Here is a 14445-nt window from a genome sequence, read left to right on the forward strand (position 1 = left end):
GTGCACGCCGATATGGTATTACAACAGTTTTACAAGCCCAGAACACCCGTAGCAATGCGTTGCTATACCGCATTGCTGCTATCCCTGCTTTTCACCCAAGCGATACCTGGCTATGCCGCCAAGGATTTAGAGCAGATGAGCATAGAAGAATTAATGAATATCCGTGTCGTGGGTGCTTCAAAATATGAGCAGAAGCAACAACAAGCGGCTGCCGCTGTCAGTGTGATTACGCGCAAGGATATCCGCACCTACGGCGGGCGCACACTGAATCAGGCATTGGCGAGCTTACCCGGAATTCATACCACGTACGATTATCAATATGAATACCTGGGCACGCGAGGCTTTAGTCAGCCCGGAGACTTCAATTCCCGTGTACTGATTACGATCAATGGCAATCGCATCAATGACGCGACCTACGATCAAGGCCCTACGAGACGGGATTTTCCGCTCGACATCGACTTGATTGAGCGGATTGAATTTATTCCCTGGTCCGGCAGCACGATTTACGGTTTAAATGCCATGCTGGCGTGGTCAATATTATTACCCGCAAGGGCGCCGACGTGAAAGGCGCCGAACTCTCCGCGTCGTATCAGACGGCGGAAATGATGCCGCAGGAACGCGTCACCTTGGGTAAGCAATTCGATAATGGCGCGGATGCATTAATTTCTTTTTCGGGTCTTCAGTCCAGGGGAACAAACCGGTTTTTTGAATTTGGTGATTCCGGCCTATCCGGAGTGGCGCGGCACATGGATGGGGAAAACGTCAAACAGATGTTTGCCCGCGCTTCGTACGGTCCGCTTTCATTCGACTTCATTTACGGCGACCGGAAAAAACAAGATCCAACGGGTGCTTATTTATCGGATCCGCTAGTGACCGGCCAGTTTCAGCGCGATCGCCGTCTCAATGCGCAAATTCAATACAACGATCATTTCGCCAACGATACTTTGAACGTGCTTGGCCGGTTATTTCTCGGTCAATACCGCTATGACAATCCGATGGTCTACGGTGGCGAGAGAACGTTATCCACCGGCCCCAGCGACTGGCACGGCGCCGAATTACGCTTGCTTTCAACAGCAATCGCCAATCATAAGTTAATGTTCGGTGTTGAATATCAAAACAACACCGGCATCAAACAAACTTTTCAGAATTTCGATAATCCCGATCAGAATATCGCGATTCACAATTCTGTGCTGCGGATGGGCGCCTATATTCAAGACGAGTGGCGCATCAACGACACTTTGTCGGTAACCGCAGGACTGCGTTATGACCACAACAAGTGGATCGATAGCGTGTTTAGCCCGCGTGGCGCAGTGATTTGGCAAGCCACGCCCAAAACGACATTTAAGGCGCTGTACGGCCGCTCGCATCGCGCACCCAATTCGTTTGAACGTAACTACAGCGATGGTGCCAACCAAGTGGCCAATCCGGGATTACATAGCGAAATGGCTGACACCACTGAGTTCGTGGCGGATTACCTGCCGCTGCCCAGTATGAATCTGCGTGCAACGCTTTATCAATGGGATATGCACAATATCATCGCATTGGGTGCCGATCCGGTCAGCGGGCTATCGCAGTACCAACAGACCGGAAAAAGAGTCCTGGCCAGAGGCGCTGAGCTATCGCTCGATAAAACATGGGATTTTGGAGCCCGGCTGCGCACCAGCTATGGCATCCAGAATGCCGAACAACACAATTCCCATTTGGTTAATTCGCCTTATCACTTGGGGAAAATTAACGTATCCATCCCGATACCGCTCATTACCGGACTACACGCCGGTTATGAATTGCAGTACTACGGCAAGCGTAAAACGCTCGACGATAGCAATACCGATAGCTACGTCCTCGCCAATCTCAATTTGGTCACAAATGTTCTTCGGGTGAAAGGGCTGGAAGCTTCGCTCAGTATTTATAACGTGTTTAACGAAAATTATCTGCATCCGGCCGCGGATACCAATTGGCAGAATGCCTTCTGGCAGCCTGGCCGCACGGCTCGCTTCAGATTAGATTATCGTTTTTAAGTGCGTGCCGGTATGACTTTCCTGCTCCCCAAATTACGTCAGCTCATCGTTCGCATAGCGAAAGCTTGGATTATGGCGGGCTGTATGCCGGTTAAGCAGGCTGCCAGTGCTTTGGGCTATTTGGGCTATCGCCACAATAGCAATCAATCCAGCTTGCGTCATTGCGCGATTCTTGCGTTATGCTGCTTGTTATTGACTTATTCCCCGGGGACACGCGCTGAACAACCGCCGGAATATCGCTTAAAAGTGGCTTTCCTCTACAATTTTATTGCTTATACTGAGTGGCCGGATCAGCAAAATCTCAATTTAAATTTTTGCATCTATGGTGAAGATCCATTCGGTGAACATTTGCAACACTTACGGGGCAAAAAAACCAATGAACAGGAAATATTGATTCGACATACTCATAACATCGAGGATCTTTCCATGTGCCAGATAGTTTTTATCTCCAGATCCGTCATTCACGACCTTAACGCCATCCTCAATCAATTGAATGGGAAGCCGATATTAACCATCAGTGATAACCCTAATGCCAGCCTGCAAGGTGTTGTAATCAACATGTCTATCAAAGAAGGTAAAGTAACCTTTGAAGCCAATATTGCCAGCGCCAAAAGAAATGGCTTAAAACTCAGCTCTCAATTACTACGTTTCGCCAGTGAGGTATATCAATAATGAAGAATTCACCGTCCACCGCTGTGACATTACGCGCCAAATTGCAACAAATCAGCTTTGCCACCCAGGGCACAGCGATGCTGCTGGTTGCAACACTGGTTATCTTGAGCAGCTTCTTCATCAGTTTTTTCTCGCTGTTGCAAACCAGTCAATCGACGGCAAAATTACTGGCCGAAAACGCGGTGGCAACGTTGATGTTCCAGGACACTAGCACCGCCAAGACGCTGTTACATTCGCTCAACAACACCCCGGAAGTCCAGGCTGCGGCGATCTATAATGAAGAAAAGAAACAATTCGCGCAGTACTCGGTTGAAAACAAATCGCTCCCGGAAACGTTATCCTCACTGAATGAAAGCTATGCATCGGATACGCACTTATTAACCATTACGCAGCCCATTTACTTCAATGATCAGCTTCTGGGCGGCCTTTATCTGGAAATCACTTTATCTCCGCTTTACTGGCAAATTCTTTGGTATGTTGTGATTACCATCGCCGCGGCTATCATCGCTCTATTCATTGCCAACCTGATGCTGCAACGGCTTAACCGCTCCGTGCTGGATCCCCTCAAGAACCTCTCTTCGGTCATGGAACACGTCACCAGCAAGGCGGATTACACCACACGATTGAGACCGGGAGCCATTGCCGAATTGAATAGCTTATCGAAGGGATTCAATAGCATGCTCGAGATGATCCAAGAACGCGATGCCAAGCTGGCAAACCATCTGGATCACCTCGAAGAAGAGGTCACCAAACGCACAGCCGAGCTGGTGCTGGCAAAAGAGTCTGCCGAAGCCGCGAGCAAGGCGAAAAGTGAATTTCTGGCCACGATGAGCCACGAGATCCGCACGCCGATGAACGGCATTCTGGGTATGACCGAGCTGTTGCTGGACACACACCTGGATAAGGATCAACGCCGTTTTGCAGATACCGTCCAGAGCTCGGGCCAGCATCTATTGGGCATCATTAACGACATTCTTGATTTCTCCAAAATCGAGTCGGATCACATGGAATTGGAAATCATCGATTTCGATTTGGTCAAAATGATTGAAGACACATTGGCCATGTTCGCGCAACCGGCTGACAAAAAAGGCCTGGAACTGGCGGCACAGTTTACCCCGCCCAATATCGCCTTCATGGTGCGCGGAGACTCGTTCCGCTTACGTCAGATCATCGCTAATCTGCTCAATAATGCCATCAAATTCACATCCGAAGGCGAAGTGGTCATCCGCACCACGCTGACCCATGAATCGGCGACACGATCAAACATCAGCATATGCGTGGAAGATACCGGGATCGGCATTCCTGCAGAGCATCACGGCAAGATTTTCCAGCATTTTTCTCAAGCCGATGGTTCTACGACGCGTCAATATGGCGGAACCGGACTCGGATTAACGATCTGCAAACGATTATTGGAACTGATGGGCGGAAGCATCCATGTCGAAAGCTTGCCGGGTCAAGGTTCCAAATTCTGGATACATGTGCAGCTGGAAAAATCGCAGCTGGAGTACAGTCATTCTTCCAATATCGCCGATTTAATTGGCATCAAGGCATTGGTTGTCGATGACAATCAGACAAACCGTGAGATTCTTAAAATACAGTTGCAGAACTGGCAAGTTAACGTTGTGTGCGCAAATGGCGCCGAACAAGCGCTCATGTTTATGAACAAGGCGTTGGAAAACAATGAGCCTTTTCATTTGGCCATACTGGACATGCATATGCCCAAAATGAACGGCTTGGAGTTGGCCGATAAAATTTATGCGCACCCCGGCATGCGTAAAACACGCATGATGATGCTCACTTCAACCCATAGTGATGCAAGCCAGCTGGAAAGACAAAGCATCGGGATTCTGCGATGCGTCAACAAGCCAATCCGCCAGAAGGAGTTATTTGAAATTATCCGTGACGTAATGGGCCGCGATCTCGCCAAATCCCCCACGGAGGCTGTTATTGAGCAAGCGCCGCCGGCTCAGCTCACATCGGAAATCAAGGGCAGGATTCTGGTCGCCGAGGACAATCCAGTCAATCAGGAAGTGGCTAAAGCGATGCTGAACAGGCTTGGCATGGAGACGACCATTGCGAACGATGGAAAACAAGCGGTAGAACTGGTTTACAGCAATCCGTACGATATTATTCTGATGGATTGTCAAATGCCGGTGATGGATGGCTTTGCGGCAACCTCGGAAATCCGCAAACAATTCAGCAATATCCCCATCATTGCACTGACGGCAAATGCCACCGAAGATGATCGCACCCATTGCTTAAACGCCGGCATGAACGACTTTCTTTCCAAGCCCTACTCAATCGATCAATTGCAGCAAAAAATCACCGATTGGTTATCTAAAGAAAAAAGTAATTCATTGAATACTGTAAAATTAGAAGCTATTGATATGAAACATGATGCTAACATTATGCCTGCACTCAATCCGACACGGCTGAATCAAATCCGGGAGCTTGATTCATCGGGTGGGGATAGCTTATTGAACAGAATTCTGCAAGCTTTTCTCGAATCCGCTGAAAGCAATATGCGTCAGCTTGAGCAAGCCATTTTGAATTGCGATGCCGATAGCCTGCGCCAAACGGCTCATGCGTTAAAATCCAGTTCGGGCAATATTGGCGCCGAAGACTTATCCGCCATCTTCAAGCAGCTGGAAGCGGATGGACGATCAGGAGAGCTTGCGCATGCCCAAACGTTACAGCAGAACATGCAGCAACAATACCAAAGCGTAATTATCGAGATTAAAAAAATACTCAATCCATCGTGACGACAGAATCTTTCAGAATCCTACTGGCCGATGATGATGCGACGGTCAGATTACTCATGCAGGCTGCTTTAGAAAAAGCAGGCTTCGATGTCACCGTGGCATGCGACGGCGTGGAAGCGGTTCGCCTGTTTGAAGCCGGGCCTGCGGATATGGTCATGCTGGATGTTGAAATGCCGGGTATGGACGGTTATGCGGTTTGTTCGTATTTACGGGAAAAAGTGGGCGACGAATTACCCATCATGATGGTTACCGGAATGGATGATATGCAATCGATCAACCGTTCCTTTGAAGCCGGTGCGACCGATTTCATCGCCAAGCCCATCAACTGGAATTTGATCGCCTATCGCATTTTGTATTTACGGCGCGGCTACCTGAACATGCTCGCGCTCAAAGTCGCCAATGCGCGCAGTACAGCCATTTTCAGCGCCATCCCCGATACCATGTTCATCTTGAACGACAAAGGCAAGATCATCGATATCTGTAGCCATCCGGATAACACACCCTGGTTGACTTCCGGCGCGGAAAGCACATTACGCCAAAACCTGCCGGAACAAATTGTCAGCCTTTATCTGGGCGCGGCCGATCGTGCGCGCAGCCACGGCACGGTCGAGCTTTTCGAGTACCCGCTCAAACTGGCCGATGGCAAAACCAGATACTATGAAAACCGTATTGTGGTTATCGATCCCAAGGAAACACTGTGCCTGGTGCGCGATATCACGGAACGCAAAGATTCCGAAAACAAAATATTTCACCTCGCTTATTTCGATAATCTGACCGGATTGCCCAATCGCCAATCGTTCATGGAACGCTTGGAAGGAGAAATTAAACGCGCCAAATTTACGGGCAACAAATTAGCGGTACTATTTCTCGATTTGGATGGATTCAAAAGTATCAACGACACCATGGGACACAATACCGGCGACACCATTCTACAGTGGGCGGCCGAACGGTTACAGAGCAGCACGCGCCCTTCCGATTTTGTTTCCCGCAACAATGCCGAACAGCCGGAAGTTAAACTCGCCCGCCTCGGCGGTGACGAATTTACGGTTGTCATTCCCAATCTTCCGCGCACCGAAGATGCCTTGATTCTGGCACACCGCATCCGCGAAGCCATGCGCCGCCCTTTTCAGCTTGAAAGCCGCGATGTCGTGTTAACCGCAAGCATCGGAATTGCTTTGTATCCGGACGATGGCACAGACGCGGAAACTTTGCTCAAGCATGCGGATACCGCCATGTATCACGCCAAGAATGAAGGTAGGGATAATTGTCAGTTCTACAACGTCGACTTGACCTTCCAGGCCGAGAGACGCATGCATCTGGAAAATGATTTACGCAATGCATTGCAACAGAACGAATTTTATCTCGTCTACCAGCCGCAGCTGGATGTAGCGGAAGAAAACTTCCAATCAGTGGAAGCGCTGATCCGCTGGCAGCATCCCAAACAAGGACTTATTTCACCGCTCGACTTTATTCCCTTGGCGGAAGAAAACGGCTTGATCATTCCGATCGGTGACTGGGTGCTGCGAACCGCCTGCACCGAAGCCGCACAATGGCATCAACGCGGACGGGTGTTACAGGTCGCGGTCAACCTCTCGCCACTGCAAATTAAAAATCCCGATTTTGTTAAAAATGTGCTCGATATCCTGGCGGAAACCGGTTTCCCGCCCGACAAGCTGGTATTGGAAATTACCGAGGGCGCTTTGATGGAGCATAGCGAGAATACCTTGGCCACACTGCTTGCGTTGCGTGAACATCATATCCAAATCGCCTTGGATGATTTCGGTACCGGTTATTCGTCGATGAATTATTTGAAGCGCTTGCCCATTAATAATATCAAGGTTGATCAGAGCTTTGTGCGCGGCTTGCTGGATAAAAAAGAGAATCTCGCGATTGTCCGGGCGATTATTTCGTTATCGAAGAATCTGGGCTTTTCCGTTACCGCCGAAGGCATCGAATCGCTGAATCAGGCGCAAGTCTTGAAATATTTCGGCTGTGAAACTTTGCAAGGCTACTACTTCAGCAAACCGATCACGATGCAGGAAATGCTCGCGCTGACCGATAAGCAGTGGTGCATTGAGCCACTCAGACCGAATGGAGTCAATCATGAAAGTAGCTGACATCAATCAATTAAATATCAGCACTTCACTGCCCAGCCCCAAAGGCGTCGCGCTCGCCTTGCTGGAAGCCTGCCGGCAAGAGGATGTCACCATCAGTGAAATCACCAAACTGATCCAGACCGATCCGGCGCTCTCAGGCCGTCTGATTCAGCGCGCCAATGCCACCAAGCAAACCGCGCGCGCCGTTTCATCGATCTCGGATGCGGTGTCGCGCGTCGGTTTGACCGCGGTCAAGCAACTGGCCATGGGGTTTTCATTGATCGACCAATACCAGAAAGGCTCCAGCCAGGGATTTGACTATCAGGAGTTCTGGTCGCATTCGTTGTTGATGGCGATTGCCATGCAGGAATTGGGCAAAGTGACCCGGGTAACAGCACCGGATGAACTATTCGCCTGCGGCCTGATGATGCGTATCGGTTGTTTGGCATTGGCTTCAATTTATCCGGACAAGTATTCTGAAATACTGCTGAAACAATCCCCTGACATCACACTGAGTCAATTGGAACAACAGTATCTGCAAACCGATCATAACGAATTGACCGCTGCCATGTTGATCCATTTCGGCTTTCCCACGATCTTTGTCGAATCCATTTACTATCATGAAACCCCGGACGAATCGGGTTTCTCCGAAGGCTCCCGCCCCTACCAGATTGTGCATCTGCTGTATTTGGCCAAACAAATCGCGGATTTCGCTCTAACCGAAGAATCCACACGGAACCAGCATATTTCCGCACTGATACTGCTGGGCGGAAAAATTGGCTTGGATACCGAAACATTCGGCGCTTTTATCGACCAAATCGTACAAGAATGGCACGCATGGGGCGCGATATTGAAGATCCCTGTCATGGATTTTCCTCTGCCATTCCACAAGATGATGAACGCTTCAGCGCCACGCCCGGAGAATGCAACGAATGCCGCTGCGTTGCGTATCTTATTGGTCGAAGATGATCCCACCAGTCTTATTCTCACTAAAGAATTGCTCTCTAATGTACTCGGCCACACCGTGTTCACCACCGGTGACGGTCAGCAAGCATTGGCGCTAGCGATGGAAGTCTTACCGCATATCGTTATCACCGACTGGATGATGCCGGTTATGAACGGGCTTGAATTGACCCGGGCCCTGCGCGCAACCGATTGGGGACAAAATCTATACGTCATCATGCTGACCAGCATCGAAGATGAGGAAGAAGTCATTAAGGCATTCGACGCCGGTGTGGATGATTACATTACCAAGCCGATTAACATCCGTGCTTTCCGGGCCCGGTTGCGAGCAGCCTGGCACTATCGGCAACTACAGGAATCCTGGGAACGCGACCGCGAGCAACTCAAGCGTTTTGCCGCTGAATTGGCGGTTACCAACCGCAAACTGGAGTACTTCGCCTTAACCGACATGCTCACGGAGTTGCCGAACCGGCGCTCCGGCATGGAAGCGCTGGCGGAAACCTGGAGTGTCGCCAACCGGTCCGGGCAGTTAATGGCTGTGATGCTCCTGGATATTGATCATTTCAAAGTCATCAACGATAACTACGGTCATGCCATTGGCGACAAAGTGCTAAAAGAATTATCCGCGGTCATCCGAAAAACCGCGCGCAAAGGCGATACTTTTTGCCGCATGGGCGGTGAAGAGTTTTTGGTCGTATGCCAGCTTGGAAATTCGGATGCCAAGTCGGTCATTCTATTCGCCGAAAGACTGCGCCAGCAAATCAGCCAACAACAAATCAATATCGGTGAAATCAATATCCAGATCACCATTAGTATTGGCGTCGCGCTTAAAGAACCCGGCATGAAAAGTGAAGACCATCTGGTCAATGCCGCTGATAAGGCTCTTTATGCAGCCAAAAACGCAGGGAGAAACCGGGTTTTTCTGGCGTTAAAAAACAAACTCCTGCCTGCGCCATCCATCACCGCTCAACCACCGGCTAAAACCTAACCCGAAGGCTTTTTTCTTAATTTTTGAAAAACAAGCCTGAATTTGCTGTAATCAAGGTTTTGAAGAATTCTCTGACAAAGTATTATGGTCGCTTCTGACAGATATCGTTTTTAGCAAAAACAAATGCCGCACGATCGCACCCGCCGGAAATTGATGACTTTTGGTTTCGATGCTTAATCCGGCAAAACCATTCCATCCGAAGCTATTGATCGTCATCGCCCTCTGCTGGTTGGCGAATTCCGCATCGGCGGAAAACAAATCGATCACCGGGAAGCAACCGGCAAGCAATCCTTTCCTCGATCTGAGCATCGAAGAATTGATGAAAGTCGAAGTAACCTCTGCATCGCGGCATTCGCAAAAACTATCCGAAGTCCCTTCAGCCATTTTTGTCATCACTCAGGACGACATCCGCCGCTCTGGCGCAACCAGTATCCCGGAAGCCTTGCGCATGGCCCCCGGAGTCGAGGTCGCGCGCGTCGGCACGGACAAATGGGCCATTAGCATACGCGGCTTCAACGGACGTTTTGCCGACAAGCTGCAAGTCATGATGGATGGCCGCAGCGTCTACAATCCGCTGTTCGCCGGCGTGCAATGGGAACAGCAAGACACGCTGATGGAAGATATCGAGCGTATCGAAGTCATACGCGGCCCCAATGCAGCCGTGTGGGGCGCCAATGCAGTTAACGGGGTGATCAATATCATCACCAAGAAAGCAGCGGATACGCAAGGCGCATTATTCTCCGGCGGCGGCGGCAGTTTTGAGCGCGGCTTTGCGGGCGCGCGCTACGGCGGAAAAATCAACGATGACACGCACTACCGTTTTTATGTCAAGGGATTCACCCGCGACCACATGAAAACAGTCACCGGGGAAAATGCCAACGATGCCTGGCATCAAGCCAGAGGAGGCTTCCGGCTGGATCATGCGCGCGGCATCGATCTGTTTACCGTGCAAGGTGACATTTTTTACAACGCCTTTGGCGACCGGCTGGACAAATCGCAATTGAGCGCGCCGCTCATCCAGGCAGAAACGGCCAGAGGGCATAACGAAGGCGGCAACATCCGCTTGCGCTGGGACCGGAAGTTCTCGGAAAAATCGGCTATCATGCTGCAAACGTATTATGATCGTGTCGATTACCGCTTATTAACCAGCTCCATTTTCAGCGCCGAAAGTTTTGACATTGATTTGCAACATCGTTTCCCGCTTTTTGACAGGCACGATGTGACGTGGGGAGCGAACTACCGTCTTTATCACAACAAAGTATCCGATACCGAGCTGATTTCCTTCAGTCCGCGTGAGCAAACCAATCATCTCGCCAGCGCCTACATTCGCGATGAGATCACGCTGCTGCCCGAACGCTTGCGGCTCAATCTGGGCTCGCGCTTTGATCACAATGATTTCACCGGTATGGAAATCCAGCCCAACGCACGTTTAATGTGGACACCGGATATCCAAAATTCGATCTGGATGGCTGTTTCCCGTGCAGTACGGACACCTTCCCGGGCGGAAAATGATATCCAGCTCAACACCCGGACACTCGGTGGAATTCCCGGCTTATCAGCGTTGCTTCCGTTTCCGGTTTTGGCGCAACTCAATGGCGCGTCAAACTTCAATGCAGAAAAACTGATCGCCTACGAAATGGGCTACCGGCATCAGTTTTCACCCCAAGCTTCCATTGATATATCCGCTTTTTATAACGATTATAGCCAGTTACGCGATCTATCCGTCGGATTGCCGCTGTTTCACGCAAGCTTCCCGCCCCATTTGATACTGCCGGTCGGGCTGACGAACAAAGCTTCGGGGCATACACATGGCGTGGAAACATCGATTGAATGGAAACCGGATGACAAATGGCGTCTGCAAAGCAGCTACAGTTACCTGAATATGCATATTCACTCCGACTCGCCACTTAGACGAATCGACCCGACGACCGGCAGCGCCGACAAAGTCAGTCCGCAACATCAGGTATCCATCCGCTCGAATTACGATTTATCGGAAAAATTGCAGCTCAATCTTTGGTTGCGTTACGTCAGCAGCGTGGATTTCTACCGCATTCCCGGCTACGTCACTATGGATGCCAAACTGGTGCATCGGCCGCTCAGAAATGTGGAACTATTTGTGGTCGGGCAAAACCTGTTCAGCCAAAATCACAGAGAATTCTCTGCCGATTTTCTCCCTTCATTTCCAGTTTATATACCGCGCGGCGTTTATGCCGGAGCGGAATGGCGGTTTTAGCGATGACCGGACAAACAACTCATCAGCACATCGAAATGCAAGCCGAACCGGCGATCCACAAGCAGGCTCTAATGCTTAAATGGCTGGTGCAACTGACCGTTCTCTGCTTCCTGGGATGTTTTGTAACACGTGCACCGGCAAACGGTAAGCTTGCCCAAGATCAATTTCTGAATTTAAGCATCGAAGAATTGATGAACGTCAAAGTGACCACGGTATCACGGCGCCCGCAAAAACTGACTGAAGTCGCATCGGCTGTGTTTGTGATCACCCAGGACGACATCCGCCGCTCCGGTGCGACGAGTATTCCGGATGCGCTGCGCATGGCGCCCGGCGTCCAAGTAGAACGTATCGACACCAATAAATGGGCGGTCAGTGTGCGCGGTTTCAACGGCCGCTTTGCGAATAAATTGCAAGTCCTGATGGATGGTCGCAGCGTGTATTCCCCCTTATTCTCCGGGACGTTGTGGGAACACCAGGATACGTTGATGGAAGATATCGAACGTATCGAAGTGATCCGCGGACCCGCCGCTGCGGTATGGGGAGCGAATGCGGTGAATGGCGTGATTAATATCATCACCAAGAAAGCTGCGGATACGCAAGGAACACTGCTCAGCGCGGGCGGTGGAAGTTTCGAGCACGCCTTCACCGGTGCGCGTTATGGCGGAAAAATTAACGAAGACACGCCTTTCCGCGTCTATGCCAAAGGCTTCACCCGGGACAACACAACATCGTTAGCCGGAGAAAACAATCGCGACCAATGGCATTCGTCCAGAGGAGGATTCCGGGTAGACCATAGCCGCGGGATTGATCAATTCACTCTGCAAGGCGATGTTTTCTTCAATTCCAATGGCGACAGGATCAATAGAGCGGTACTCGACTTGCCGGTAATCCCGTTGAACGGTTACCGTGGCTATGAGGAAGGGGGCAATATCCGTTTCCGCTGGGACCGGACAATCTCCGATCGTTCTTCCATTATGTTTCAAACGTACTATGACCGTATCCGCCAAAAAATATTGCCGGTTGTTGATTATGACGCTGAAAGCTTCGATCTTGATTTCCAGCATCGTTTTCCCTTGTTCGACCGGCATGACTTAACGTGGGGCGCGAATTACCGGCTTTATCATAATACGTTCTTCGATACCGACATCATTAATTTTAGTCCGCGCACTCGAACCAATCAGCTCTTCAGCGGTTTTATCCGCGACGAAATCGCGCTAATACCGGATTACTTGCGGCTCTTAATCGGTACTCGTGTGGATCACAATGATTTCAGCGGATTGGAAGTACAACCCAACGCACGCTTGATGTGGACGCCCAATGCCGAGAACTCGGTCTGGATGGCGGTTTCGCGCGCAGTTCGCACCCCTTCCCGGGCTGAAAACGACATCCGCATCAATGCGGCGCAAATCCGTGATTTCCCGGGATTATCGATCTTGCCTTTCCCGCTATTGGCGGTAATCCAAGGCTCGCACGGTTTTAATTCGGAAAAACTCATCGCTTATGAATTAGGCTATCGTCATCAATTCTCTCCGCGCGCGTCCGTCGACATTGCCGGATTTGTTAACGATTACAGTCAGCTGCGCGATGCCAGCTTCGGCGCATTGTCGCTCAGCACAGGGATGCCCATTCAATTGTTATTGCCGGTCATGGGCAATAATAAAGCATCCGCATTAACTTACGGATTTGAGATTTCCGCTGATTGGAAGCCGACGGACAAATGGCGCTTGCAAGGCAATTACAGTTTCTTGCACATGGATATCTCCGCGAGTTCATTGACAAAAAGGTTTGACCCCATTACCAGCGGCGCTGATAAAGTCAATCCGCAACATCAATTGTCACTCCGTTCCAACCACGATTTATCGGATAAATTGGAAGCCAATTTCTGGTTGCGCTATATCAGCGATATCTCGTACTACAACATCCCCGGCTATGTCACGATGGACGCCAGAATGGCGTATAAACCGGTCAAAAACCTTGAGCTGTTCGTTGTCGGGCAAAACCTGTTCAGTCAGAATCACCGGGAGTTTGTGGCTGATTTCCTGCCCTCATCGCCAGCCTTTATTCCGCGAGGAATCTATGGCGGGGCGCAGTGGCGCTTCTAAGCAGAAAATGAATATGCCAACATTTAACCAGCTCATCAGACGCTCAGGCGCCATCGTGAAACGATGTGTCCTCGGCTTCGTTCTGGCTCTAGGGTTAGGTTACGGTCTGCCGGGTACGCACTCGATTGCCCAAGCGGGGGGTATCACTGAATATCAGGTCAAAGCGGCTTTTATCTATAACTTTGTCGCATTCACGCAATGGCCGGACACTACCGGACCAACCATTCATCTTTGTGTCTACGGCGAAGACTATTTTGGCAGTGAAATCGATAAACTCCAGAGCAAGCCGGTGGACAAGCGCAATATCAAGATCATGCGCATCAACAATCCGGAAAAATTGGCGGATTGCCAAGTGGTATTTTTCTCCAAATCGGCCGGCAATTCGCTATCAAGCTTATTGAGCAACTTACCGGCGCAACCTATCCTGACCTTGGCCGACAGCCCCAATGCCATAGCGCAAGGGGTGATCATCAACATGAATCTGGTCAATGAAAAAATTGTATTTGAAATTAACCTGGAAATTGCCCGCAAGTCCGGATTGGATATCAGTTCAAAATTATTGCAACTTGCTGTCAAAGTGTATCAATAACCCCCTCACTCGATTGCCGGAA

General features: G+C 50.2%; 9 protein-coding genes. All 9 read left to right on the forward strand.

Going from position 1 to position 14445, the window contains the following annotated elements:
- Positions 1-12 precede the first annotated feature (12 nt).
- The 9 genes from ABD07_RS14970 (at position 13) to ABD07_RS06975 (ending at position 14423) form a co-directional block, all read left to right on the forward strand.
- Positions 13-564, forward strand: coding sequence for a TonB-dependent receptor plug domain-containing protein (locus ABD07_RS14970; protein WP_240142459.1), 552 nt, complete (start codon positions 13-15; stop codon positions 562-564).
- A complete protein-coding gene (locus ABD07_RS14975) occupies positions 528-2018 on the forward strand; it encodes a TonB-dependent receptor plug domain-containing protein (RefSeq protein ID WP_338040555.1) in 1491 nt (496 codons plus the stop codon). The genes ABD07_RS14970 and ABD07_RS14975 overlap by 37 nt, the downstream gene beginning before the upstream one ends.
- Complete coding sequence (locus ABD07_RS06945; protein ID WP_338040556.1) at positions 2019-2690, forward strand: YfiR family protein; 672 nt, start codon at positions 2019-2021, stop codon at positions 2688-2690.
- Positions 2690-5452 carry a response regulator gene (locus ABD07_RS06950; RefSeq protein WP_160817683.1) on the forward strand — a complete coding sequence of 921 codons (2763 nt, stop codon included), beginning with the start codon at positions 2690-2692 and terminating at the stop codon, positions 5450-5452. Before ABD07_RS06945 ends, ABD07_RS06950 begins: the two co-directional genes overlap by 1 nt.
- Positions 5449-7569 carry an EAL domain-containing protein gene (locus ABD07_RS06955; protein ID WP_160817684.1) on the forward strand — a complete coding sequence of 707 codons (2121 nt, stop codon included), beginning with the start codon at positions 5449-5451 and terminating at the stop codon, positions 7567-7569. Before ABD07_RS06950 ends, ABD07_RS06955 begins: the two co-directional genes overlap by 4 nt.
- Positions 7556-9499, forward strand: a complete 1944-nt coding sequence (locus ABD07_RS06960; protein ID WP_160817685.1) for a GGDEF domain-containing response regulator — start codon at positions 7556-7558, stop codon at positions 9497-9499. Before ABD07_RS06955 ends, ABD07_RS06960 begins: the two co-directional genes overlap by 14 nt.
- A gap of 169 nt (positions 9500-9668) precedes the next feature.
- Positions 9669-11732, forward strand: a complete 2064-nt coding sequence (locus ABD07_RS06965) for a TonB-dependent receptor plug domain-containing protein (protein ID WP_160817720.1) — start codon at positions 9669-9671, stop codon at positions 11730-11732.
- On the forward strand, positions 11720-13834 hold the full coding sequence (locus tag ABD07_RS06970) for a TOL_0244 family TonB-dependent receptor (protein WP_240142460.1): 2115 nt from the start codon (positions 11720-11722) through the stop codon (positions 13832-13834). The genes ABD07_RS06965 and ABD07_RS06970 overlap by 13 nt, the downstream gene beginning before the upstream one ends.
- A 13-nt stretch (positions 13835-13847) precedes the next feature.
- The gene (locus ABD07_RS06975; protein ID WP_160817686.1) at positions 13848-14423 is read left to right on the forward strand and encodes a YfiR family protein; all 576 of its coding nucleotides are present in this window, start codon (positions 13848-13850) and stop codon (positions 14421-14423) included.
- Positions 14424-14445 lie beyond the last annotated feature (22 nt).

It is taken from the genome of Nitrosomonas oligotropha (assembly GCF_009833085.1).
Classification (GTDB): domain Bacteria; phylum Pseudomonadota; class Gammaproteobacteria; order Burkholderiales; family Nitrosomonadaceae; genus Nitrosomonas; species Nitrosomonas oligotropha.